At 71.3% G+C, this 24,627-nt stretch carries 19 protein-coding genes; 7 read left to right on the top strand and 12 right to left on the bottom strand.

The features are described from left to right. Nucleotides 1–78 precede the first annotated feature (78 nt). Nucleotides 79–987: a universal stress protein gene (locus OHA73_RS44145; RefSeq protein ID WP_266724981.1), complete on the top strand. Its 909-nt coding sequence runs from the start codon at nucleotides 79–81 to the stop codon at nucleotides 985–987. Nucleotides 988–1,058: 71 nt separating this feature from the next. Here the strand turns inward: OHA73_RS44145 and OHA73_RS44150 are convergent, their stop codons facing one another. Then, nucleotides 1,059–1,781, bottom strand: a complete 723-nt coding sequence (locus OHA73_RS44150) for a leucine-rich repeat domain-containing protein (RefSeq protein WP_327658252.1) — start codon at nucleotides 1,779–1,781, stop codon at nucleotides 1,059–1,061. Between the two features lie 159 nt (nucleotides 1,782–1,940). On the opposite strand from OHA73_RS44150, the gene OHA73_RS44155 reads away from it, so the two are divergent. Both OHA73_RS44155 and OHA73_RS44160 read left to right on the top strand, forming a co-directional pair. Next, entirely contained in the window at nucleotides 1,941–4,823 is a 2,883-nt protein-coding gene (locus OHA73_RS44155) for an ATP-binding protein (protein ID WP_327658253.1), read from the top strand. 133 nt (nucleotides 4,824–4,956) lie between these two features. After that, nucleotides 4,957–5,454 carry a hypothetical protein gene (locus OHA73_RS44160; protein WP_266724986.1) on the top strand — a complete coding sequence of 166 codons (498 nt, stop codon included), beginning with the start codon at nucleotides 4,957–4,959 and terminating at the stop codon, nucleotides 5,452–5,454. A 27-nt stretch (nucleotides 5,455–5,481) separates the two neighbouring features. Here OHA73_RS44160 and OHA73_RS44165 read toward each other — a convergent pair whose 3' ends face one another. Together OHA73_RS44165 and OHA73_RS44170 are read right to left on the bottom strand one after the other, a co-directional pair. Next, on the bottom strand, nucleotides 5,482–7,455 hold the full coding sequence (locus OHA73_RS44165; RefSeq protein ID WP_443063192.1) for an N-acetylmuramoyl-L-alanine amidase: 1,974 nt from the start codon (nucleotides 7,453–7,455) through the stop codon (nucleotides 5,482–5,484). 212 nt (nucleotides 7,456–7,667) lie between these two features. Further along, the gene (locus tag OHA73_RS44170; RefSeq protein WP_267073245.1) at nucleotides 7,668–8,822 is read right to left on the bottom strand and encodes an aminoglycoside phosphotransferase family protein; all 1,155 of its coding nucleotides are present in this window, start codon (nucleotides 8,820–8,822) and stop codon (nucleotides 7,668–7,670) included. 233 nt (nucleotides 8,823–9,055) lie between these two features. On the opposite strand from OHA73_RS44170, the gene OHA73_RS44175 reads away from it, so the two are divergent. Next, nucleotides 9,056–10,555: a DNA-binding protein NsdB gene (locus OHA73_RS44175; RefSeq protein WP_267073244.1), complete on the top strand. Its 1,500-nt coding sequence runs from the start codon at nucleotides 9,056–9,058 to the stop codon at nucleotides 10,553–10,555. A 51-nt stretch (nucleotides 10,556–10,606) separates the two neighbouring features. On the opposite strand, the gene OHA73_RS44180 is transcribed toward OHA73_RS44175, so the two are convergent. From OHA73_RS44180 to OHA73_RS44215, 8 genes are all read right to left on the bottom strand, one after another. Further along, entirely contained in the window at nucleotides 10,607–12,025 is a 1,419-nt protein-coding gene (locus OHA73_RS44180) for a PP2C family protein-serine/threonine phosphatase (protein ID WP_327658254.1), read from the bottom strand. Nucleotides 12,026–12,268: 243 nt separating this feature from the next. Next, the gene (locus tag OHA73_RS44185) at nucleotides 12,269–13,858 is read right to left on the bottom strand and encodes a glycoside hydrolase family 13 protein (protein WP_327658255.1); all 1,590 of its coding nucleotides are present in this window, start codon (nucleotides 13,856–13,858) and stop codon (nucleotides 12,269–12,271) included. A gap of 47 nt (nucleotides 13,859–13,905) precedes the next feature. After that, nucleotides 13,906–14,781 (bottom strand): carbohydrate ABC transporter permease, encoded by an 876-nt coding sequence (locus tag OHA73_RS44190; protein ID WP_327658645.1) that lies wholly within the window; start codon nucleotides 14,779–14,781, stop codon nucleotides 13,906–13,908. Between the two features lie 28 nt (nucleotides 14,782–14,809). Further along, on the bottom strand, nucleotides 14,810–15,763 hold the full coding sequence (locus OHA73_RS44195) for a carbohydrate ABC transporter permease (RefSeq protein WP_327658256.1): 954 nt from the start codon (nucleotides 15,761–15,763) through the stop codon (nucleotides 14,810–14,812). Between the two features lie 59 nt (nucleotides 15,764–15,822). Continuing rightward, nucleotides 15,823–17,214, bottom strand: coding sequence for an extracellular solute-binding protein (locus tag OHA73_RS44200; RefSeq protein WP_327658257.1), 1,392 nt, complete (start codon nucleotides 17,212–17,214; stop codon nucleotides 15,823–15,825). Nucleotides 17,215–17,399: 185 nt separating this feature from the next. Further along, the gene (locus OHA73_RS44205) at nucleotides 17,400–18,401 is read right to left on the bottom strand and encodes a LacI family DNA-binding transcriptional regulator (RefSeq protein ID WP_327658258.1); all 1,002 of its coding nucleotides are present in this window, start codon (nucleotides 18,399–18,401) and stop codon (nucleotides 17,400–17,402) included. Nucleotides 18,402–18,543: 142 nt separating this feature from the next. Continuing rightward, nucleotides 18,544–19,434, bottom strand: a complete 891-nt coding sequence (locus OHA73_RS44210) for a TIGR03619 family F420-dependent LLM class oxidoreductase (protein ID WP_327658259.1) — start codon at nucleotides 19,432–19,434, stop codon at nucleotides 18,544–18,546. Between the two features lie 100 nt (nucleotides 19,435–19,534). Continuing rightward, entirely contained in the window at nucleotides 19,535–20,392 is an 858-nt protein-coding gene (locus OHA73_RS44215; RefSeq protein ID WP_266725004.1) for a universal stress protein, read from the bottom strand. Between the two features lie 245 nt (nucleotides 20,393–20,637). Between OHA73_RS44215 and OHA73_RS44220 the strand changes: the two genes are divergently transcribed. The 3 genes from OHA73_RS44220 (at nucleotide 20,638) to OHA73_RS44230 (ending at nucleotide 22,803) form a co-directional block, all read left to right on the top strand. After that, nucleotides 20,638–21,225, top strand: coding sequence for an Rv1733c family protein (locus tag OHA73_RS44220; protein ID WP_266725006.1), 588 nt, complete (start codon nucleotides 20,638–20,640; stop codon nucleotides 21,223–21,225). A 281-nt stretch (nucleotides 21,226–21,506) separates the two neighbouring features. Further along, a complete protein-coding gene (locus OHA73_RS44225; RefSeq protein ID WP_266725008.1) occupies nucleotides 21,507–21,965 on the top strand; it encodes a cyclic nucleotide-binding domain-containing protein in 459 nt (152 codons plus the stop codon). A gap of 127 nt (nucleotides 21,966–22,092) precedes the next feature. Next, the gene (locus OHA73_RS44230; RefSeq protein ID WP_266725010.1) at nucleotides 22,093–22,803 is read left to right on the top strand and encodes a response regulator; all 711 of its coding nucleotides are present in this window, start codon (nucleotides 22,093–22,095) and stop codon (nucleotides 22,801–22,803) included. Between the two features lie 29 nt (nucleotides 22,804–22,832). Here the strand turns inward: OHA73_RS44230 and OHA73_RS44235 are convergent, their stop codons facing one another. Continuing rightward, nucleotides 22,833–24,572: a sensor histidine kinase gene (locus OHA73_RS44235; protein ID WP_267073237.1), complete on the bottom strand. Its 1,740-nt coding sequence runs from the start codon at nucleotides 24,570–24,572 to the stop codon at nucleotides 22,833–22,835. Nucleotides 24,573–24,627: the final 55 nt, after the last annotated feature.

Raw genomic sequence — 24,627 nt, forward strand, 5'->3', positions numbered from 1 at the left:
GCATTTGCGAGCCTGGCCACAGGAACAGCCGGTCAATGAGGGCGCGGCGACGCGCCCGGTGTCGGAGGCGAAGAGATCATGGCAACACCGCACCACCTGCCCGTCCTCGCCGCGGTGGACGGTTCCGACGACAGCCGCCGCGCCCTGGAATGGGCGCTCGCCGAGGCGGTCCGACGCGGCGCCGAGCTGCGCGTCGTACATGTGCAGCAGTACGCGCCGTTCCTCCAGGCCGAGGTGCTCGTGGCGGACTTCGACGAGGAGCCCGAGAACGACACGGTGCTCGCGGAGCTGCGCAAGGACCTGGAGGGGCGCGAGGGGCTGCCGCCGCTCGAGTTCATCAGCCGGATCGGTCTGCCGGCCGTGGTGCTGTCCGAGATGAGCGCCGAGGCCCAGCTCCTTGTCGTCGGCTCGCGCGGGCGCGGCGGCTTCGCGGGCCTCGTGCTCGGCTCGAACAGCGTGTCGACGGCGCGTGACGCGACCTGCCCGGTCGTCGTGGTGCCGCCGCCGGGGCGCGAGGTGCACGGCGACGCGGAGGTGACGGCTGGGCCGCGCGTCGTGGTCGGGCTCAAGGCGGACGCGCCTGACCATGCGGCGCTGACCTTCGCGTTCGCGCACGCGGCCCGTACGGGCGCCCGGCTCCAGGTCGTCGTCGCGTATCCGTGGCCGGTCCTGGCCTGGACGGCGTACGGGGACTTCACCCCCACGGCCGTCGACCAGGAGGCGACCGAGCGCGACACGCTTCGAGTGGCCGATGAGACTCTCACGGAACTACGGGACTCTCACCCTAAAGTTGAGGTTGAGACTTTGGTGGTGCCGGGCGACGCGGCGGGTCATCTCGTCGAGAACTCGCGCGACGCGGAACTGGTCGTCGTCGGTCGCCACCGCCGCCGCCTCACCCGCCCCGCCCCGATGCTCGGATCGGTCACGCACGCGGCCCTGCTGCACGCGGCCGGCCCTGTCGCGGTGGTCCCGCCCGAGGACGACTGAGCTCTGACGGCCGCGGCCCGCTCGGCGCGGCACGACACAACCGCGCTCAGCGCAGTAGGACACATCCGCGCTCAGCGCAGTACGACACATCCGCGCCCGGTCAGCTCGTCGAGCAGGCCGGGCGCGAGCCGCACATCGTTCCAGCGCAGATCGAGCTTCTCCAGGCAGGGCAGCTCCGCGACCCACCCCGGCACCTCACGCAGCCAATTGCTGCGCAGATCGAGCCGGCGCAGCCGAGGAAGAGCGCGCAGCGCTTCGGGCACAACGGCGAACACGTTGTCCCGCAGCTCCACCTCCCGCAGCTCCGCCAGATCCCCTACGGACGCGGGAAGCACGGAGAGCCGATTGCCGCGCAGCCACAACTCCCGGAGTGCGGTGAGCCCGCCGATGCCGTCCGGCAGCGCATCGAGCCGGTTGTGCTGGGCGCGCAGCTCCACGAGACCGGTCATCGCGCCGAGCGTGGAGTGCAGCGCCGTCAGCCGGTTCTCGCCGACATTCAGATACGCGAGCCGGTCCAGGGCGCCGAGCGATTCCGGCAGTTCGGTGAGCCGGTTGTCGTGCAGATACAGGAAACGGCTCAGGCCGGTGAGGCCGCCGAGTTCCGCCGGGACCGAGGTGAGCAGGTTGTGCCCGAGGTCGAGGGTGTGCAGACGCGTCAGCGTGCCGATGCGTTCGGAAAGGTGTGCGAGCCGATTGTCGGCCAGCAGCAGCACCTCAAGGGCGGGATGCCGCCACACCTCCTCGGGTACGACGTCCAGGCCGCCCCGCCAGTGGTCGAGCACCGTCCCGCTCATGAACCCGCACCCTAACCGCACCGGAACCGCAAACCGCACCGGAACCGCACCGATTTTCGTACCGAGAATGCCGCATCACGCTCCGGCGGGGGCGCCCCGGCGTACGCTGAGGTGCCTGGAAACCGTGGTGCGCGACCGTGCCGCGGGTGGGGGTGCGCCATGGTGCGGAGCGCTGGCCGGGGCAGGCGGAAGCTGTTCGAGCGGGACAGTGAACTCGCCGTCGTGGACGCGGTGTTGAACGAGCTGACCGGACTCCCGCAGGGCGGCGGGGAGCCCCCGGACCGGCCGCACGGCGCGCTGCTCGCCGTCGCCGCGACCGCCGGACTCGGCAAGACCAGCCTCCTCGCCGAAGTGCGCCGCAAGGCCTCCGCCAAGGGCTGCACCGTCCTGTACGCACGCGGCGGCGACCAGGAGCAGGGCGTCGCCTTCCACGTCGCCCGCCAGCTCCTCCAGCCACGCCTCGCGGGCGCCTCAGCCGCCGATCTCCGTGCCACGCTGGGCAGTTGGTACACGATCGTGGGCCCCGCCCTCGGCCTCTGCGCCCCCACCGAAGGCGCGCCGCCCGACCCGCAGGGCCTGCGCGACGGCCTCGACTGGGTGCTCACCCACCTCGCCGTGCAGCAGGCCCCCATGGTCCTCGTCCTCGACGACGCCCACTGGGCCGACCCGGAGTCCCTGAGCTGGCTCGCCTCGTTCGCTCCACGCGCCGAGGAACTGCCGCTCCTGCTCGTCGTCGCCTACCGACCGGAAGAACTCCCGGACCACGCCGAGGCCCTGCGCGGACTGCCGGGCCGCTCGGGCCGGCGCGCCCTCGGACTCGAACCGCTCAGCGCCTCCGCCATCGCCGGACTCGTCCGCGAATCCCTCGGCGGCCACGCCGACGACGCGTTCTGCCGCGAATGCTGGGCCGTCACCGCCGGCAACCCCTTCGAAGCGGTCGAGCTGACCGCGAAGGTGCGCGACCGCGGCCTCGTCCCCACCGAGACCGGCGCCCACCTGCTGCGCGACCTCGCCGCCGCGGCCAAGGGCAGCGGCCTCGTCGCCCGCATCGAACGCCTCGGCACCTCCACCGTCCGCTACGCCTGGGCCTGCGCCGTGCTCGGCACCGAGATCGCGCCCGAACTCGCGGCGAACGTCGCCGGGTTGGGCCCGGAAGAGGCCGCCGACGCCACCGACCGGCTCAGGGCGGCGCGCGTACTCAAGGGCGTGGAGTCGCTCGAATTCGTCCACCCGCTGATCGCCACCGCCGTCTCCCGCGCCATCCCCGGCGGCATCCGCGTCGCCCTGCACGGACAGGCCGCCTGGACCGTCCTCGACGCGGGCCTCGGCCCCTGCGCCGCCGCCCGGCACCTCCTTGAGACCCACCCCGAAGGCGACACGTGGGTCGTGCGGCAGCTGCGCGCCGCAGCCGCCGAGACCGTCCGCGCGGGAGCCCCCGACGCCGCCCGCCGCTACCTCGCCCGCGCCCTGCGCGAACCCCCGGCCTTCGACGACCGCGCCGCCGTCCTCTACGAACTCGGCAGCGCCTCCCTGCTCACCGAGCCCGCCACCACCGTCAACCACCTGCGCGCCGCCCTCGAGGAGCCCATCACCGACCCGGCCCTGCGCCACGGCATCGTCTACCGCCTCTCCCAAGTCCTCGCCCACACCGACCGGCTGGCCGAGGCCTCCGAGACCCTCGCCCGCGAGATCCGCGTCACCGACGACCCGCGCGTACGCCTGCGCATGCAAGCCGAACAGTTCATGTGGGACGCCTTCCGCGCCGACGAACCCGACTCCCCGGCCCGCTCCCGACGCCTCGCCAAACTCGCCGACCGGCTCACCGGCCGCGACCTCACAGAGCGCTACCTCATCGGCCTGCGCACCTGGGACGCCACCCTGCGCGGTGAGCCCGTCGACACGGTGATCCAGCACGCCGAGCGGGCCCTGGCCGGCGGACTGCGCTGGGCCGCCGACGAGGACCGAGGCTTCGAGGTCCCCGTCCTCGTCGCCATGGCCTTCCTCTACGCCGACCGGCCTGGCTGCACCGAGGAACTCTTCGTCGAGGGCATCGCAGACTTCGAGCAGGCGGGCTGGCGCGGCGCCCACCTCTCCTTCGCATACACGCTCCTCGGCTACATCCGCTACCGGCGCGGGCGGCTCGCGGAGGCCGAGGACTTCGTGCGCGCGGGCCTGCGCCTCGCCCGACGCGTCGGGCCGGGCACCCCCGCCCACTGGTACGCCGTCGGCACCCTCGTCGAGGTGCTGCTCGCGCGCGGCCGGGCCCCCGAGGCCAAGGAGGTGGCGGACGAGCACGCCTTCGGCCCACCGTTCCCCGCCGCCGTCGTCTTCCCCGACGCACAGACCGTGTACGGAGAGCTCCTCCTCGCGCTCGGCCGCACCGAGGACGCCGTCGAGGAGCTCGCCGCGGCGGGCCGCCGCCTCGACCCGCGCGGCATGCGCAACCCCGCATGGTGCCCCTGGCAGCTGCACCTCGCCCGCGCCGAGGCGCCCGACGCGCCCGAGCGGGCCCGGGCGCTCGCCGAGGACGCCGTCGAGCGGGCCCGGCACTACGGGGCGCCGTCCGCCGTGGGCCAGGCCCTGCGCATCGTGGCCGAGGTCTCCACCGGTACCGAGCGCGCCAAGCTCCTGGAGGAGTCCGTCGCCCACCTGGAGCGCTCACCCGCGGGCTACGAGCTGGCCTGCTCCCTCGTCGCCCTCGGCGCGGAACAACGCCGCAAGGGCCGCTCCAAAGAGGCGGCGGACCACCTCTACCGGGGGCTCGACGCGGCGATCGGCTGCGGCGCCGACGGCCTGGCGCAGCACGCCAGGGACGAGCTGGCCGCGGCAGGACTGCGGCCGAGGCCCCTGCACGGCGCGGTCACGGACACGCTCACCGCGCGTGAGCGGGCGGCGGCGTCCGGCGCGGCGCGCGGCTCGTGCCCCTCGGAGATCGCGCGGGACCTCCACGTGGACGAGTCCACGGTCGTCCGCCTGCTGTCGTCCGTCTACCGCAAGCTGGGCACGGATGTGAAGGGGCTGGCGGCGGCACTGGGAGAGTAGGCCACTGCTGTGCCCGCCGTTCCGTACGGCGGAACCGGCGGGCACAGCCCTCGGCGCAGCGAAACGAGAACGGCCGCGTCAACCAGGACGACCCGAGCCCGATCCATGCGGAGCGTGGACGTACCATTGCGGCATGTCCTTCCTCCGCCGCCGCGCTGCGACCCCCGCGGGTCCCGACTTCGACGTCCTGGCCATGGATCCGGGCGACTGGCCGGGCAACCTGGGCGCCGGTCTGCTGCCCGCCCCCGACGGAACCTGCCAGGGTGTCTTCCTGCGCTACGACCTGTTCGGCGGCCGCGGCCCCGCGATGGTCATCGGCAATCTGCCCGAGGGCTCCCCGGCCCGAGAGGTGGACGACGGCGAGATCCCCTTCGAGGTGGCCCAGCTCCTCGTGGCCCTCGAGAACGACGAGGAAGTCACCGTCACCGACGTGGAGGACGTCCCGGTGATGCAGGGCGACAACCTCCTCGTGGTGCGCCGCCTGAAGCTCTCCGAGACGCGGATCTCCTGCGTCCAGTTCGACCGCAGTGACAACGTGCTCGTGACCATCGCGTCCTGGGACCGCCCGATCACGGACGACCTGTACGCGCTGCTCAAGCCGCTGCCGGCAGAGCTGTTCCAGCAGGGCTGAGCAGCACGACGGGTCAGTACCCGCGTCCTACGAGACCTTCGACGGCAGCACCTGCACATCCGCCGCCCGCACATACGCGACGCGGTGCCCGAACTGGATCTCGTAGTACACGTCCTTGCCCTTGACCACCTTGTGCGACGAGGTGTCGAACGTGGGGGAGTAGAAGTACTCGCCCCTGGTCGCCCCGCCCGTCGCGTAGCGCTGGCCCGACAGCAGCTTGTACGGCAACGGCGAGATCGCCTGCGGCGTGATGCCCGACGGGTAGGCCTCCTTCTCCGGGTAGGCCCGCCCGTACACCGGGACCTCGCTCGCGCCCGGCTTCGGCGTGACCACAAGTCCCTTGGCCGGTACGGCGGTCGGCTGCGCGGACGGGTTCTTGAACCAGGCCTTCTGGCCCAGGTACCAGATGGCCGTCCAGTGGCCCTCGCGGCCCGCGACCGCGTACTGCTGGCCCGCGGAGGCCCGCGACGCCATGTCGTTGACGTCGATCGTCGAGGGTTCGCCGCCCGGACGCAGCCCGATGTCCTTGATCAGCGGGGCGTCCTCGCTGGGCTCCGAGTAGAGACGCACGGCGCTCGAACCGTGCGGTGCGCAGGCCGCGCCCGCCTTCTCGCAGCCGGTGAACTCCGGCTGGTTCTCGTCGAATTCGGGGGCGACGGTCACCAGGCCGCCGTTCGGCCCCGCCGTCTGGTGGAACGGCTTGCCCATCAGGGCGAAGTAGTGCGACCAGTCCCAGTACGGGCCCGGGTCCGTGTGCATCGACTTGATGGTGGACGCCGTCGTGCCCGGCACCGTGTCATGACCCAGGATGTGCTGCCGGTCCAGCGGGATGCCGTACTTCTTCGACAGGTACTTCACCAGGCGCGACGAGGACCGGTACATCTCCTCCGTGTACCAGGAGTCCGGCTGCGCGAGGAAACCCTCGTGCTCCAGGCCGATCGACTTCGCGTTGACGTACCAGTTGCCCGCGTGCCAGCCGACGTCCTTGTTCTTGATGGACTGCACGATGTGCCCGTCCGTCGAGCGCAGCGAGTAGTGCCACGCCAGATACGTCTTGTCCTGGACCAGCTTGAGCGTCTGCTCCCACGTCGCCTCCGTGTCATGGATGACGATGTAGTCGATGCTCTGGTCCTTCGGACGGTCCGCGAGATCGTGGTTGCCGTAGTCGCCGTCGCCGAACTCCTCGTACGGCGCCGGAATCCACTCGCACGACACGGTCTTCGGGCACTCGGTCCCGCCCGCGTCCGCCTTGCGCAGGCCCATCTTCTCGATCTGCGCGGCCTGCGGTTCGGCGTCCGGCCGGGCGCGGAGGGTGACCTCCTGGCCGGCGTCCGTGGTGCGCCGCTCGCCGTCGCGGATCACCGCGAAGACATCGTTCGCGTATGTGCCGGCCGTCGCGGCGTCGTCCGCGCCGGAGAACGCCGCGACCGCCCCGTACCAGTCGGCGGGCCGGTCGCTGAGCGGCTTGCCGAGCTTCTTCTGGGCGGCCGCGAGGAGGGCGGCGCCACCCCGCACATTCGCCGCCGAGTCGTCGCGCAGCTGCTCCGCGGACAGGCCGGTGAGCTGCGCCGCACGCGGCAACGTCCTTAGCCGCGCCGGGAGTTGGGAGTTCTTCGGGACGGCATCCGAGGCCCTGAGCGGGGCCCGTGAGTCGTCGCCGCGCGGGTCGCCCGCCGCCTCGCTGTGCCGTGTCGCGTCCGCGAGCGCGGTGCGCGCGTCCGTCAGGTGCATGGGGCCGTAGCCGCCGGTGACGCTCGGCGCCCCGTCGTGCGCGTCCCACCGCGACTGCAGATACGACACACCGAGGAGCACGCTCTGCGGCACCTGGTACTCGGCCGCCGCCGAAGCGAACGCGTCCTGCAGCCGGGCCGACGGGGCCTCGGCCGAAACGCCGGGCGGCGCCGCGCCGAGCAACGGCAGCAGCAGCGCCGCCACTCCGAGGGTGCCACCCGCCACCCGCACACCCGCACGGGAACGTCTTTCGCTCAAGAATCGGGACAAGGATGCCTCCTGGGAACGCCGGGTTCGGGATGCTGCGCGGTGCCTGCGGGGCCGATGATGGCTCAGTGCTATCGGCCCGCCGACGATCCGTCAATCATGCGGTGCACAGCGGAGTTTCCCCCGGATTTCCGGCCCATGCCCATGGCTGCGGACATACGAAGATCCGCGGTGCGCCCTGTTCCTTCCGGGCGCACCGCGGATCTTCGTCCCCGTCAGCGAGTGCCGACTGCCGCTCGCACCGCCTTGCGGGCCATATTGCAGTCGTCGTGCAGGCGGCGCAGCAACAGCCGCTGCTCCTCACCGGACGGCGCAGCACCGGCGTGGGCCTGAACCGACGGTGCCGCCGGGGTCTGCTCGTGCAGGGAACGCTGCACGGCCGTCTCGTACGTACGGATCTCCCGTGTCAGTACGAGCATCAGGTTGACCAGGAACGCGTCGCGCGCCACGGGCCCGCCGGACTGCGCGAGCTGACTGATCTGACGCCGCGCCACCGGAGCGTCGCCGAGCACGGACCAGAGCGTCGCCAGGTCGTAGCCCGGCAGGTACCAGCCCGCGTGCTCCCAGTCCACGAGCACCGGGCCGGTGGGCGCCAGCAGCACGTTCGACAACAGGGCGTCGCCGTGGCAGAACTGGCCCATGCCGCCGCGGCCCGCGGTGTGTGCGATCCCGTGCAGCAGCTTCTGCAGGTCACCCATGTCCCGGTCCGTGAGCAGGCCCAGGTTATGGAAGCGGTTGATCCGCGCCGCGTAGTCCAGCGGTGCGTCGAAGGTGCCCGCCGGCGGCCGCCACTGGTTGACCCGGCAGATCGCGCCGAGCGCGGCACGCACATCCGCCCGGGGCGGTGCCTCGACCGGGTGGCGCTGCAGGGCCGCCACCCGACCGGGCATCCGCTCGATCACCAGCGTGCCGTTGTCGGGGTCCGCGGCGATGAGCCGGGGCACCCGCACCGGGGGCCGGTGTCGGACGAACGAGCGGTATGCGGCTATCTCGTGCCGGATCCGCGCCGCGTAGGCGGGAGCAGGGTCGAGTAGACACTTCGCGACGGCGGTGCTGCGCCCTGTCGTACCGACGAGGAGCACGGAGCGCGAGGAACGGCGCAACACCTGCACCGGATGGAACTCCGGGCAGATCCGGTGCACCGACGCGATCGCCGTGCGCAGCTGGGCGCCCTGAGGGCCGGACAAGTCGAGTCTCCCGCTGAGCGGTTGCGTGCCGAGCCCCGGGGCGCGACGCGGCCGGGCGATGCCGTTCAGCGTCGGAGCCGCGGGCCGCGCGGGGTCGAGGTACGGGCCGCTTCCGCCGACCGCCGGACGGGCGGGGCGCAGCGGCCGGGGCGGGGCGGACACGGAGGACGATGCTGCGTACATGGGCGAAACAGATCCCTTCGTGTGCCAGTGAGTGCCTGCGCCGTCCCGGCCCGGCCGATTCGGTACACCCTGGGGAATGCCCTGTGGCGACCGGGTCGGGGTGGCGCACTCCTACCTGACACCAGGCGCCCAAGAGCACAACAGCTGGCGCACCCTGGCGAACCCTGGCGAATAGTCGCCCTGCAACTGACAGAGGGCTACTGTCAATTTCAGCCGAGAACCTGGGGGCTTACGTGAACGGACAACCCAACACCCGTCTGAACGACCTGTTCGGCCTGGCCGGCTGGTCCAAGGGCGAGCTCGCGAGGATGGTCAACCGGCAGGCGGCGGCCATGGGCCACGCACAGCTGGCGACCGACACCTCGCGGGTGCGGCGGTGGATCGACACGGGAGAGATCCCGCGCGATCCGGTGCCGAGGGTGCTGGCGGCGCTGTTCACCGAGCGACTCGGCCGTGTCGTGACCATCGAGGACCTCGGTCTCGTCCGACACGGGCGCGTAGGGAAACGGCAAGGCGGCGGCTTGGAAGAACAAGGCCCCGACGGAGTGCCGTGGGCGCCCGAGCGGACAGCGGCGGTCCTCACCGAATTCACGGGAATGGACCTCATGCTCAACCGACGCGGCTTGGTGGGCGCGGGTGCCGCGCTCGCCGCAGGCTCCGCACTCAGCAGCGCCATGCACGACTGGCTGCACACCGACCCGGCCCTCGTGGCCGATGCCCCCAGGGCCAACGATCCGCTGTCCCCTCCGGCAGGCGCCGACGCTGCCGGGTCCGACCGCTACGAAGCGGCCCCCATCGGGTCCCAGGAGATCGAGGAACTCGAGCGCTCGGTCGAGGTGTTCCGCGCCTGGGACGCCTCGCGTGGCGGCGGGTTGCAGCGCAAGGCGGTCGTGGGCCAGCTCAACGAAGTCGGCGGAATGCTCTCCTACCGCCACCCCGACCATCTGCAGCGGCGCCTGTGGGGCGTCGCCGCCAATCTCGCCGTCCTCGCGGGCTGGATGTCCCACGACGTCGGCCTGGAACCCACGGCCCAGAAGTACTTCGTCATCGCCGCGCACGCCGCGCGCGAGGGCGGGGACCGGCCGCGGGCCGGCGAGGCCCTGTCGCGGGCCGCCCGCCAGAAGATCCACCTCGGGGCGCCCGGCGAGGCGCTCGACCTGATGAAGCTCGCCAAGTCCGGCTCCGGTGACCAGGTGTTGCCGCGCACGAAGGCGATGCTCTACACCATCGAGGCCTGGGCACAGGCGTCCATGGGCAAGGGCCAGGCGATGCGCCGCACCCTCGGTCAGGCGGAGGAGCTCTTCGTCTCCGACAAGGGTGATGTGCCGCCGCCGAGTTGGATGCAGATGTTCGACGAGGCGGACCTGCACGGTATGCAGGCCCTCGCGTACCGCACCCTCGCCGAGCACGATCCGTCCGCCGCCGTCATCGCGCAGCAGCATGCCCACGAGGCCCTGGCGCTGCGTGGCGGAGGCCGGGACCGCTCGAACATCTTCGACCACCTGTCGATGGCCTCGGCCTGCTTCATCGCCGACGACCCCGAACAGGCGGACAGGTACGCGCGGTTGGCGCTCAACTCGATGGGCTCCAACTCCTCGCACCGCACCTGGGACCGGCTGCGCGAGATGTACCGGCTCACCGGAACCTACGCGGACTACCCGAAGATCGACGACCTTCGTCAGGAGATCAAGCTGGCGCTGCCGAGGTCGACGGGCAAGCGGATCCAGGCGTAACCCCGCCGGGCATCGCCGGAGACACCGGCTAGAAGAGCAATGCGTACGCCGTCAGGAACCGATCCTGGCGACGAGAACACAGGCGTCGTCCTCGCGCTCGCCCTGACCGAACTCCTCCCGGAGCACGTGCACGCAGTCCTGTGCGTCACGGGCCGCGGTCAGCGGCTCCGCCAGCGCGAGCAGCCGGCCCACGGACGCGGTCGAGCCACGCTGTGGCACGAGTCCGTCCGTGTGCAGGAGCAGCAGGTCTCCGGCGCGCAGCGGCTCTTCGGCCTGCTCGTAGCCGGCGCCGGACGTGGTGCCGAGGAGGACGCCTTCGGGTGGTGTGAGCGCACGCCCCGTCCCGTCGCGGAACAGCAGGGGGGCAGGGTGTCCCGCCTGTGCCCACGTCAGTGCCCGGGTCGTGGGGTCGTAGCGGCAGCACAGGGCGCTGCCGAGCGCGGGCTGCACGGACGAGTCGAGGAGGTGGTTGAGGGAGCCGAGCAGCTCGCCGGGCGGGGTGTCGCACATCGCCATGCCGCGGACCGCGCCGAGCAGCATCGCCATGCCTGAGGTGGCGGCGACGCCGTGCCCGGTGAGATCGCCGACGGTCAGCAGGGTGCGGCCGCCCGGCAGTTCGAGCGCGTCGTACCAGTCGCCGCCGACGAGGTTGCCGACGGAGGAGGGGAAGTAGTGGGCGGCCAGATCGAGGCCGCCGGGACCGCTGCGCGGGAGCCGCAGGGAGCCACGCCACGGCGGTAGCACGGCTTCCTGCAGCTCAACCGCGAGCCGGTGCTCGGTCTGCGCGATGTGCCGCTGGCGCTGGAGCGAGTCACGGGTCTCGCTCACCGCTCGTTGGCTGCGGCGCAGTTCACTGACGTCGCGTACGACCGCCCACATCGAGGCGGTCGCGCCGTCGGCGTCGAGCACGGGCTCGCCCATCATGTGCACCGTGCGCACGGATCCGTCCGGGCGTACGACGCGGAACTCCCCGTCCATCGGCTTGCCGTCGATCAGGCAGTCGGTGACCATCGCGGTCAGTCTCGGCTGGTCGTCGGCGTGCACGAGGGCGGGCAGTTCGTCGAGCGTGAGCGCGGGGGCGGCGGGGTCCCTGCCGAGGATCTGGTAGAGCTCGCCCGACCAGGTCGCCTCGTCGGTCAGCAGGTTCCACTCGGCGCTGCCCACCCGGCTCAGCAGGGAGCCGGGCGGCGGCGTCGCGGTGACCCGCTGGGCCGGCAGGCCCGCCTGGGGGGCGGGGCCCTCCCGCAGCTGTGCCAAGTGCCGGTCGAGGTCGCTGAGTTGGTGCACCGCCAGCTCGTACAGGGCGCGCTGCCAGCGGGACTCGGGATCGGCCTCGTCCGTCATCACCGACTCGCGGCGCACCGCGTCGACGTCGCCGAGCAGGCGGCGCGTCTGCGAGATCAGCGCGTCGACGGCGCCACGCTCCGGCGGTTGGCCGGCGGGGCGGTCCGCGAAGGTATGGGGCGGCATGAGGAAACTCCGATGCGGGGCACGAGTGGCCGGGGCTGACGGAAGGACCGCTAAAGACTCTGGCACAGGCCGCGTTGCCCCGTAAGGGATTTGGCCATACACGATGCGGTGGTGCTTATGGCATATGCCCTTGTCCTTCTGGTGGACTCTTTCGTGGGTCGCCTTCGAACGCGCGGCCGGGGATGGCGTATGCCGCGTTCATACGTGCGGTGATGCGTGCCCCACCGATCGGCGTAGCCAAACCTACGTACGCAGCCAGGCCGCCGTATCGCCCGGCAGTCGCCCGTCGCCGTCCAGCGCGTCGCTGGTCAGCAACACCTCTTGGTGGGCCGGAAGCAGGGCGGGCTCCGTGCCGAGGTTCACGACGCACACGAGGCCGAGTCCGCGCGCGAACGCGAGCACCCCTTCGGGCGCGCCGAGCCACGTCAACTCGTCGCCACGAAAACCCGGTTGGCATGCCCGCAGGCGCAGTGCGCTCCGGTACAGGGAGAGCATCGAGCGCGGATCGTCCTCCTGGCTCTCGGCGGCGTACGTCCCCCAGTCGGGCGGCTGCGGCAGCCATGCCTCGCGGGAGTCCGGGTCCCCGAAGCCGTACGTCGCTCCGTGCTCGGTCCACGGCAGCGGCACGCGGCAGCCGTCACGGCCGGGGTCGACGCCGTCCGACCGGGCGTGCATCGGATCCTGGATGTGCGCCCGGTCCACCTCCACCTCCGGCAGGCCCAACTCCTCGCCCTGGTACAGGTATACGGAGCCGGGCAGGGCGAGCGAGAGGAGTGCCGCCGCGCGCGCCCGGCGCAGACCGAGGCCGAGGTCGGCCGGGGTGCCGAACCGTTTGGTGGCGAAGTCGAAGCGGGTGTCGGCGCGGCCGTAGCGGGTGACCGTGCGGGTCACGTCGTGGTTGCACAGCACCCAGGTCGCGGGCGCGCCCACCGGGGCGTGGAAGGCGAGCGTGGCGTCGATGGACGCGCGGAGTTCGGCGGCGTCCCAGGGGCGGGCGAGGAAGTCGAAGTTGAAGGCGGTGTGCAGCTCGTCGGGGCGCAGATAGCGGGCGAAGCGCTCGGGGTCCGGGACCCACAACTCACCGATGAGGACGCCGTCGTAGGAGTCGGCGACGGCGCGCCAGGAGCGGTAGACGGCGTGGAGTTCGTCCCGGTCGACGTAGCCGCTCGTGTCGTCGCCGCTCGCGTCGGCGAGCGCCGGGTCCTTGGCGAGGAGGGCCGCGGAGTCCACGCGCACGCCCGCCGCGCCCCGCTCGAACCAGAAGCGCAGCACGTCCTCGTGCTCCTGACGTACCGCCGGGTGCGCCCAGTTGAGGTCCGGCTGCTCCGGCGTGAACAGGTGCAGGTACCACTCGCCGTCCGGCACCCGGGTCCAGGTGGCACCCGCGAACTGGGAGGGCCAGTTGTTCGGCGGCAGCTCGCCGTGTGCGCCGCGCCCCGGCCTGAAGTGGAACAGCTCGCGCTCCGGGCTGCCGGGTCCTGCGGCCAACGCGGCTCGGAACCAGGGGTGTTGGTCGGAGACATGGTTCGGCACGATGTCCACGATCACGCGGATTCCGAGATCCCGCGCCTCCGCGATCAGCTTCTCGGCCTCCGCGAGGGTGCCGAACGCCGGGTCGATCGCCCGGTAGTCCGCCACGTCGTAGCCGCCGTCCGCGAGCGGGGAGCGGTACCAGGGCGTGAACCAGATGGCGTCCACGCCGAGCCCGGCCAGATACGGCAGGCGGGAGCGGACGCCGGCGAGGTCGCCGGTGCCGTCCCCGTCGCCGTCGGCGAAGCTGCGGACGTACACCTGGTAAATGGCAGCACTGCGCCACCAGTCGTCGACCACCACGAAGGGTCCTTTCGGGCAAGGGTGTTGGATGTGCGGAGCGGAGCGGGTCAGCCCTTGAGGCCGCCGGCGGTCAGACCGCTCATGATGTTCCGCTGGAAGAGCAGGAAGAGGATCAGCGTCGGCACGGACGCGATGGTGAGCGCGGCGATCAGCTGGTTCTGCGGGACGCCGTTGGACAGCGAGTAGATGCCGACGTTCAGTGTCTGCTTCGCCGGGTCGGGGAGCGTCAGCATCGGCCAGAGGAAGTCCTTCCACACGCCGACCACCGCGAAGATGGAGACGACGCCGAGGATCGGCCGGGAGATCGGCAGCACCACCGAGCGCAGGGTGCGCAGCGCCGAGGCGCCGTCGATGGACGCCGCGTCGAGCAGCTCCCGCGGGATCGAGTCGAAGAACCGCTTGAGCAGGAAGATGTTGAAGGCGTTGGTGACGGACGGCAGCCAGATCGCCCACGGGCTGTTCAGCAGATTGCGCTCGAAGATCGGCACGTCGAGGACCGTCAGATACTGCGGGACGACGAGCACGGTCGCCGGGATCATCAGCGTCGCCAGCATCATGCCGAGGATGACGTTGCCGAACAGCGGGCGGAGCTTGGAGAGCGAGTACGCGGCGGCCACATCGAGGACGAGCTGGAAGGCGAGCGCGCCGAACGCGTAGTAGAGCGTGTTGAACAGCAGCTTGGCCAGGTCCATCACGTTCCAGGCGTCCTGGTAGTTCTTCGGGTGCACGCTGTCGGGCACCAGGGTCGGCGGGGACTGGACGATCTCCGCCGTGGTCTTGAGGCCGCCGGTCACCATCCAGTACAGCGGGCCGAGGAAGACCAGCGTGAACAGGGTCATGGTGACGCCGAAGACCGTCCAGTAGAGGATCTTCCCGCGCCGTCGGCCGAGCTGGGCGGGGGAGATCAGGGTGCGGGCGCGCATCGTGTCGGTTGCCATGGGTGTCGTCTCCTCAGTCGTCCGATGCGCGGCTCAGCCGTACGTACACAGCGGAGAACGCCGCGAGCAGGACGAGCAGGACGAGGCCCAGGGCCGCCGCGCCGCCGTAGTTGTTGAAGTTGAAGGCGTACTGGTAGATCAGATAGACGACCGTGGTCGTGGAGCCCTCCGGGCCCGCGCCGTTCGTCAGCAGGAACGGCTCGGTGAAGACCTGCATCGTCGCGATGATCTGCATCAGGAACATCAGCGAGAGGATCAGCCGTGTCTGCGGGATCGTCACGTGCCAGATCTTGCGCCACAGGCCCGCGCCGTCCAGCTCCGCGGCCTCGTACAGCTCGCCAGGGACGCCCTGGAGCGACGCCAGATAGATGAGCGTCGCGCCACCCATGTTCATCCACGTCGCCGCGATGACCACGGACAGCATCGCGGTGTCGGTGGACTGCAGCCACTGTTGCTCCGGTATCCCGAAGACTCCGAGGATCCGGTTGAACAGGCCGTAGCCGGGGTCGTAGAAGTACTTGAAGAGGAGCACGGAGGCGACCGGCGGCAGCATCACCGGGAGGTAGACCAGCATCCTCAAGTAGCCCTGGCCGTGCCGGAATTCATTGAGCAGGACCGCGATGAGGAACGGCACTGCGAAGCCCAGGAGCAGGGCCAGGGCGGTGAACAGGAGCGTGTTGCGCCAGGCCTGCCAGAAGGCCGGGTCGTTGAAGACGTACGTGAGATTGGACCAGCCGGCCCAGGTGGTGCGGCCGTCCTTCGTCTTCTGGAAGGCCAGCAGGAACTCCCTGACCATCGGATACCAGGAGAAGAAGGAGAAGCAGAGCACCGCGCCGATCAGGAAGCCGTGGGCGGAGAGATGGCGCTTCACCGTGCGCGTCAACGAGCCGTCGCGCGGGGTGAGTTGGTGCTTTCGTGCGGGCGGTGCGGACTGCCGTGGCTTCGCTGGCAGCGTCGGGGCCGACATGGGCACTCCTCGGATCAAGGACCAGGTACCGGTGGGACGTCCTGCGTGCGGTGGGCGTCCTACTGGTTGGCCAGTACCTGGTTGACCTGCTGCTCGGCACTGGACAGGAGCTTGTCGACATCGGCGTTCTTGTTGGTGAGGACGCCCGACATGACGTTGTCGAGGACCTTGTAGACCTCCTGCGCCTTCGGCGGCTCCGCCTTGCCGCGCACCGGGTTCGCCATGAACGGCTCGAAGTTGCGTACGGGCATGGTGGCGTTGTCCGTCCGTGACTGGAGGTCGTCGGTCTTCACGGTGCCGGTGAAGAAGTTGGGCTGCGGTAGACCGACCGGGAGCTTGTCCTCCTTGGTCCTGGGCCAGTCGAACTGGCCCTTGGCGGGGGTGAGCGTCTTGAAGTTCAGCCAGGCGATCGCGGCCTTGATCTTGTCGGGCGAGGAGCCCTTCTTGATCATGTAGTCGTTGCCGCCGAAGAGCGTGGCCTTGCCGCCGGGGATCGGGCCCATCCCGAAGTTGGCGTAGTCGGCGCCCAGTTGCTGCACCATGTACGTCACGTCGTCGGGCGCGGCGAGGAACATGCCGAGCTTGTCCGACGCGATCTGCTTCTGCAGGTCGCCCCACTTCAACAGCTGCGTCTTGCCCATGCTGTTGTCCTTCCAGCGCATGTCGTGCAGCTGCTTGGCGACCTGCTTGCCGGTGGCGTCGTTGAACGCGGCCTTCTTGCCGTCGGGGGTGACGACATCGCCGCCGAGCCCGTACATCGTCGCCGTGAAGTGCCAGCCGCCGGTGTTCTCCGCGCTGTACTCGCCGTACCCGGAGATCCCGTTGCCGAGCCCGGCGATCTTCTTCGCGGCCGTGCGCACCTCGGCCCAGGTCGTCGGCGGCTTGTCCGGGTCGAGGCCCGCCTGCTTGAACAGCTTGCGGTTGATGAGCAGGCCCATCGTGTAGTTGCTGGTGGGCAGGCCGTAGAGCTTGCTGTCCTTCTTCAGCGCGGCGAGCACGTTCGGATCGATCGAGTCGAGCGCGGGGACGGTCTTCTTGGTGACGTACGGGGTGATGTCCTCGGCGCAGTTGTTGTCGAGCACCTGCTGGAGATCGGTGAAGTACGTGTAGAAGACGTCCGGTTGGGACTTCGCCTTGAGCGCGGCGGTGAACCGGGCCGGCTCCTCGCACTGGCCCGCGGTCGACTTCCCGTCGATCGTGACATTCGGATACTTCTTGTTGAACGCCTTGACGTCCTCGTTCCACTGCCGCCGCTCGGCCGCCTTCGCCTTCGGCGGCATGCAGTCGATGGTCAGCGAGACCTTGGTCTTCGGGTCGAGCGGGGCGCTGATGTCGGCCTTCGAGCCGGCGCCCGTCCCGCCGCCGTCGTCGTCGGAGCTGCTGGTGCCGCAGGCCGCGAGCGAGGCCAGTGCGAACGCGGTGACGACGACCTTCACGGAAGTGCTTCTCATCGGTGGGTCCCCTCAGGGCCTGAGCCTGTGCAGGCAGGAACGTGGAGGCCCGCGGCGCCGAGGTGGGTGAGACCGGGGCGCCGGAGCGAGCCACACTCAAGCACCGCCGACCGATGGGCGCAAGATGTCGCGCGTATTCCGCAAAAAATGAACAGGCGGGTTTGTGGGGGAAGTTGGGGCGCGCCTTACGACACGGGAGCCGGCGGCGCCGTCGAACCGCGCACCACCAGTTCGGGCTCGAACAGCAGCTCACCGGGCGGCACCGAGCCGCCCTGGATCTGTGCGACGAGCAACTCGACGGCGGCCCGGCCCATCGACTCGATCGGCTGGCGCACCGTGGTGAGCGGAGGCTCGGTGCAGTTCATGAACGCCGAGTCGTCGTAGCCGACCACCGAGACGTCGCGTGGTACGGAGAGCCCCGCCCGGCGGGCGGCCCGCACCGCGCCGAGCGCCAGGGGGTCGCTGGCGCAGATGATGCCCGTGATGCCTCGGGAGATGAGCCGGGTCGCCGCGGCGTGCCCACCCTCCAGGGAGAACATGGCCCGCTCGACCGCCGCACCCGGGAGCTTCCCCTCCATGGCGCGGGCCGCGGCGAGTTTGCGCTGCGAAGGCATGTGGTCGTCGGGGCCCAGTACCAGGCCGATGCGCTCGTGGCCGAGCGAGGACAGATGCCGCCACGCCTGCTCCACGGCGACCGCGTCGTCGCACGCCACGCACGGGAAACCGAGCCGCTCGATGGCGGCGTTGACGAGCACCACCGGCACCTGGCGCTCGGCCAGCCGCTGGTAGTGGCCGTGCTCGGCATCTCCTTGCGCGAACAGGCCACCCGCGAACACCACGCCGGAGACCTGCTGTTGGAGCAGCAGCTCCACGTAGTCCGCCTCCGAGACGCCCCCCTTGGTCTGCGTGCACAGCACCGGAGTGAGGCCCTGCTGGGCGAGCGCGCCACCGATCACTTCCGCGAACGCGGGGAAGATCGGGTTCTGCAGTTCGGGGAGGACCAGGCCGACCAGGCGTGCCCGTTCGCCGCGCAGTTGGGTCGGCCGCTCGTAGCCGAGGACGTCGAGTGCGGTGAGCACCGACTGGCGTGTCGCCTCCGACACTCCGGGCTTGTTGTTGAGCACCCGGCTGACCGTGGCCTCGCTGACCCCGACCTTCTTCGCCACTTGAGCAAGTCTGCGCGTCATGGAGCGCAAGATTAGCGCAAGAACTTGCGTCTCGTTTGCGTGATGGGGACATTCGCCGAGGCCACGGTTGCCCAGGAGGTGCGGACGCCCAGGGGTCACGGTTGCCCAGGGAGCGCGGACGCCCCCTGGCCGCGAACAGGCCTCAGCCGAGCACCTTCTCCTTCACCAGCTGGAGGATCCGGCGGTCCTCGTCCGGACCGAGCCAGGCCTCCGGCGATCCCGGGTAGGTGTCGAACAGGATGTGCGTCGCCCCGAACTCCTCGAGCGTCGCCACGTCCTGCTTGATCTGCTCGATGCTGCCGTGACCGAGCGGGCGGTCCTCCGTGTCCGGCACGTCGCCGATCATCAGCTGGATGCGCGGCGCGAACTCCGGGACGGGCCGGCCCGCCTTCTCCGCCTCCTCGGCCAGACGCGGCAGCTGTGCACGCAGCTTGGCGACCGTCGGCATGAACGGGTGCCAGGCCTCACCGAGCCTGCCGGCCCTGCGCAGCGCCGCCGGTGAGTCGCCGCCGACCCACACCGGAAGCCCCGGGGCGGACGAGGGCGCGGGCCCGGTCCTCACACCTTCGAACTCCACGTACTTGCCCTTGAAGGTGAACGGATCCTGCGTCCACGAGCCGCGGATCGCCGCGAGGTACTCGTCGGTGATGGCGCCGCGCTCCTCGAACGGGACGCCGAGCACGCGGTACTCCTCCGCGGACCAGCCGACGCCCGCGCCGAGGATGAAGCCGCCGTCGTTCAACTGGTCGACGTTGGCGGCGAGGCGCGCCGTGTGCAGCGGGTGCCGGTAGGGGATGACGGTGATCGTCGTGCCGAGCGTGAGACCGGGCACGCGGCCGGCGAGGTGCGCGGCCAGGGTGAACTGGTCGTAGAACGGGGCCGGATACACCGAGTGCACATCCGGGGTGACCACGATGTGGTCGGAGATCATCGCGAAGGTGAAGCCGAGGTCCCGGGCATCCGTGGCCTGGCGTACCAGGTGCTCGGGGGTCATGCCGTCGCCGAAGTTGAGAAGATTTACGCCATATCGCATACGGCGAGTCTCGACGATCTTGAGGCCTCGCGTCGAATCGCCTTCGGGGATCCCGCGATTTCGGCCCCGGCACGGCGGTGTGCGGGCGGGGCCCGCGCGTTCAGCCGTGCGGAACGATCGCGACCGGGCTGGTCACATGGTGCACCACCGAGTGCGCGGTGCAGCCCAGACGGGACGCGTCGGTCTGCCGGCCCACCACCGTGAGGCTCGCCCCCGTGGCGGCCTTGAGGAGATGGTGGCCCGCCTGCCCGTACAGGAGCCGCTCCTCGACCGGCACCTCAGGATATTTCGTGCGCCAGGTCCGCACCGCCTCCATGAGGGACCGGCGCAGCCGCTCCTCCTGGCGCGCGGCGTCGCCCGGCCTCGCCCCGCCCGGCCGGTCGCCGCGCATCGGCGGCAGCGTCCAGGCGTGCAGCGCCTGCAGCGGGGCGCGGCGCAGGGCCGCGGCCTCGAAGGCGTACGAGAGGAGTTCGTCGGCGGGCGCCGTCACATCGAGCCCCACGACCACGGGACGGAAGTCGGGGCCCTCCCACTCGTCCTCCGGCAGCCCGCCGGCCCGCACCAGGACCACCGGACGCGTGGCGCGCGCCGTGACCGCGAGGGCGACCGAGCCGACGAGGAACCCCGAGTAGCCCGTGAAACCCCGCGAGCCGAGCACCAGGGTCTCCGACTCCGCGGCCGCCTCCAGCAGAGCGGCCACCGGCTGCTCGGGCCGGCGCCGGGCGATGATCTCGAGGGCGGGGTGGGCGTACGAGAGCCGGAGCGCGACCACGTCGAGCACGCCGCGGTCGGGCAGATCGACGTCCGGGAGCCGGGGAGCGGGCCGCTCCGTGCCCGCCGCCTGCACGAGCCGCAGCGGAAGGCGGCGGCGCAGTGCCTCGCGGGCCGCCCAGTCCGCGGCGTGCACGCTCTCGCGTGAAGCGTCCGTCCCGACGCTCAGTACGCGGCTACTGGTCATGACGGGAACCTCTCCGTGGCGGTGACGCGGACGGTGTGCCTCCGGTGCGGGTTCCACACCTGGCGTTGATCACTCGTGTGGAGCACGGACGGATCGGCTCCTCACGGGCTGTGGTGTCCGGGACCTTGTCACCGGTCCGACCTGCGCAGGGAGAGGCGAACCGGCCCTCGACGAGGGGCCGTTCGGCCCCTGTGCCGGGCGGCCCGGGAGCGCGAGCGTGGCTTTACGCTGGCAGGGAGGTGACGATGACGACCTGCAAGAAGTTCAGGCAAGCCAAGGGGAACCCCCTGCGGCGCAGGTCGGACGCGGTCGAGGGGTGGGCGGCGCTGTTGCTCGGACTGCTCGCTCTCCTGATGGCGCCCGCCGCCGGTGCCGTGGCCGGCTGGGCGACCCATGCCGACGCCGCCGGGGAGGCCCGCGTCCAGGTGACTCAGCGGCACATGGTGCGGGCCAAACTGGTCGAGGACGCCCCGGACGACGTGCCGTCCCAGAGCGGCGTACAGAACACGGTCACGTACCCGGTCAAGGTCCGCTGGACCGATGACGTACGAGGCAGCGTCGTGGCGAAGGCGCCCGTCCCCGCCGGGCTCGAACGGGGCGACCGCACCGCCGTCTGGCTCGACAGGGGCGGCCGGGTCACCACCGAGCCCTGGGGCACCGAGGCCATCTGGGCCCGCACACTCACCGCCGCCTTCCTGGTCACCATCATCACCGCCACCCTCGCCCTCCTCGCCCGCTTCTTCCTGCGCCGCGCCCTCGATCACCGCAGGATCGCGGCATGGGAGCGGGACTGGAGCCGCGTGGGGCCCGAGTGGAGCCGGCGGCACGCGTAGGGCCGGGCCGCTACTGCGCCGGACGGGAGGTCGACGGCGACACGGAGCGCCTGCTCAGGGGCCCGAAAGGGCCCACTGGCAGAGCCGACAGGGCCCGGCGACGGAGCCGTTCGGCCCCTGCCCCCGCGGGCGGGGAGCGGGCATCGTCGTGGTATCGCAAGGACGCCGTCCGGAAGACGCGATGACGCCGCCGAAGCCCTGCTCCGCCGACAGCCGGGCCCCGGCGGCGTCCCCGAAGGAAGCGCTCCGGTCGTCGCCCGAGCCCCGGAAGGAGTCCGCCCATGACCACCACGGCACCACGGATGAGTCAGACCCTGCCCGAGGAGTACCGCGGCCGGCTGATGCGTTTCGCCCGTGACATGAGCTTCCCGGAAGGCGCCCGGCTCTTCGCCGAGGGCTCCCGCGCCGACCGCTTCTGGATCCTGCGCACCGGCACCGTCGCCCTCGACATGCGGGTGCCGGGCCGGCACGCCCCCGTCGTCGAATACCTCGGCCACGGCGAACTCATCGGCTGGTCATGGCTGTTCCCGCCGTATGTGTGGCAGCTCGGCGCGCGGGCCGAAACCCGGGTCAGGGCCCACGAGTTCGACGCCGTCACGGTCCGCCTCCTGTGCGCCTCCGACCCCGGCCTCGGCTCCTTCGTGGCCCAGTGGGTGGGCGGAGTGCTCGCCCACCGGCTCAGCGTCACCCGCACCCGACTCCTCGACCTGTACGCCCCTTACGGATCGGGGGCCGCATAGCACGACGACGGGCCGCCAGGGCCAGGTGAACGGTACCGTTCGGCCCTGGCGGATCAGTCCGTCCGGCCCCAGGATCTAGACGGGTTCGCATCCAGACGTGCGGGAACACCACATCCGAGGGGGCCGTATGCCACAATCACGTACTTTCTCAGCGGATCGGCCCATTCGCATCCTGCTGCTCGACGATCACGAAGTGGTGCGGCGCGGCCTGCGTGACCTCCTCGGAGCGGAACCCGACATGACCGTCGTCGGCGAGGCCGCCACCGCCGCTCAGGCGCTCGCGCGTGGACCCGCGCTCCGTCCCGACGTGGCCGTGCTCGACGTGCGCCTCCCGGACGGCGACGGCATCACGATCTGCCGCGAACTGCGTGTGCTCATCCCGGATGTGAGCTGTCTGATGCTCACCTCGTTCGACGACGACGACGCGTTGCTCGACGCCATCATGGCCGGCGCGGGCGGCTACGTACTGAAGCAGATCAAGGGCTCCGACCTGGTCTCCGCGGTACGCACCGTCGCCGCGGGCGAGTCCATGCTCGACCCGGCGACGACGGCCCGCCTGATGCGCAGCCTGCGCGGCCCGGAGCAGGGCAGGTCGGGCGCGACGGACGCCGCGGGAGCGCCGGTGGCCGAGGGCGTCGAGCTGACCGACCGTGAGCGGGACATTCTCGCGCTGGTGGGGGAGGGGCTCACCAACCGGCAGATCGGGCGGCGGCTCTTCCTGTCGGAGAAGACGGTGAAGAACAACATCTCCCGGCTGCTCGCCAAGTTGGGCGTGGAGCGCAGGATCCAGGCCGCCGTGATCGCTACGAGGCTGCCGCAGGACAGGCACCGACCGTGACAGTCAACGGTTCACGGACAGCCAACGGCTCACGCGTCCTGCGGCGGTGAGGCCAGCGGCACCGTCCACTCCAGGAGGGTGCCGCCGCTGTCCCGTGCCGTGGCCGTCAGCGCTCCGCCGCGCCGCCCCGCGCGGGCCGCGAGATTGGCGAGCCCGCTGCGATGACTGTCGGGCTCCGTGGCGATCCCCACGCCGTTGTCCTCCACGGTCAGCGTCAGCGCACCGCCGCGTACGACGAGCGCGACATCGGCGGAGGAGGCGCGCGCGTGCCGGGCCACGTTCGTGAGCGCCTCGCCGAGCACGGCGAGCGCGTCGTCGGCGAGGGGCCCCGGCACATCCGCGTCGATCAGGCCCTCCATGCGCAACGACGGGGTGAAGCCCAGGACTTGGGCCGCGTCCTCCACCGCCCGTACGACCCGCACCCGCAGGCCGGATCCGGTCGGCGGGGCGTCGCGCTCGCGCAGGCCGAAGATCGTGGAGCGGATGATCTTGATGGTGGTGTCGAGGTCGTCCACGGCCCGCAGCAGACGCTCCGACGCCTCCGGGTGCTGCACGAACCGCTGCGCGCTCTGCAGCGTCATACCGGTCGCGAACAGCCGCTGGATCGCCAGGTCGTGGAGGTCGCGGGCGATCCGGTCGCGGTCCTCCAGAAGGCTCATCTGCTCCGCGTCCCGCCGCCGGTCCGCGAGCTCCAGGGCGAGGGCCGCCTGGCCCGCGAAGCCGCCCAGCGGTATCAACTCGGCCGCGGAGAACGGCGGGTGATCGGCGCGGCGGGCCAGCATGAGCACGCCGCGCACGCCCTCCGACGTGCCGATCGGCACCGCCACGGCGGGCCCGAGGCCGTCCCAACGGTCCGGCTGGTAGGTGATCCGCGGGTCCTTGCGGATGTCGTCCGACGTGACCAACTTGCCCGCGGCGAGCGCCGCTCCGGCGAAGGTGCCCTCGCGCGGCAGGGTCACGTCGCTGTGCGCACGGGAGCGTTCGCCGAGCGCCAGTGTCTCGTGCAGCAGATGATCGCCGGGGACGAGGAGGGCCACCACCCCGAGGTCAGCGGCGGTGATCTCCCGCGCCCGGTCCACCATGAGACGCAGCACCTCGGCCTCGTCGGCGCCCGACAGCAGACTCCCGGTGAAGTCGGCGCTCAACTGAAGCCAGCGCTCCCGGAGCCGAACCTCCTCGAACAGGCGGGCGTTCTCGATCGCCACGCCCGCGGCGGCACTCAGCGTCTGCAGCACCGCCACGTCCTCGTCGTCGAAGTCGCCGCCGCCACGCTTCTGCGTCAGATACAGGTTCCCGAACACGTCGTCGCGGACCCGGATCGGCGTGCCCACGAACGTGTGCATCGGCGGATGGCGCGGCGGGAAGCCCGCGGAGGCGGGGTGCCCGGCGAGCTCGGACAGGCGCAGCGGCTCCGGATGCCGGATCAGCTCGCCCAACAGACCGTGCCCCGACGGCAGGTCACCGATCTCCGCGCGCAGGTCGTCGCTGATCCCGACCGGCAGGAACTGCGACAGCTTGCGCCGGTCCTCGCCGATCACCCCGAGCGCCCCGTACTCGGCGTCCACCAGCACCACGGCCGCCTCCACGATGCGCCGCAGCACCTGGGAGAGATCCAGCTCCTGGCCCACCGACAGGACCGCCTCGAGCAGTCCCTGCAGGCGGTCGCGGGTACGCCGGACCGTGCCGATGCGTACCTGGAGTTCTTCGAGCAGTTCGTCGAGCCGCAACCTCGGCAGCGGGCCCGGCCCCCGTGCACCGTCCTCGGCCATCCGGCCTCCGTGGACCTCGGTGAGGTGTCGTTCCGTACTCAAGGTAGCGGCTGTT

The sequence above is a fragment of the Streptomyces sp. NBC_00483 genome (genome assembly GCF_036013745.1).
Taxonomy (GTDB): domain Bacteria; phylum Actinomycetota; class Actinomycetes; order Streptomycetales; family Streptomycetaceae; genus Streptomyces.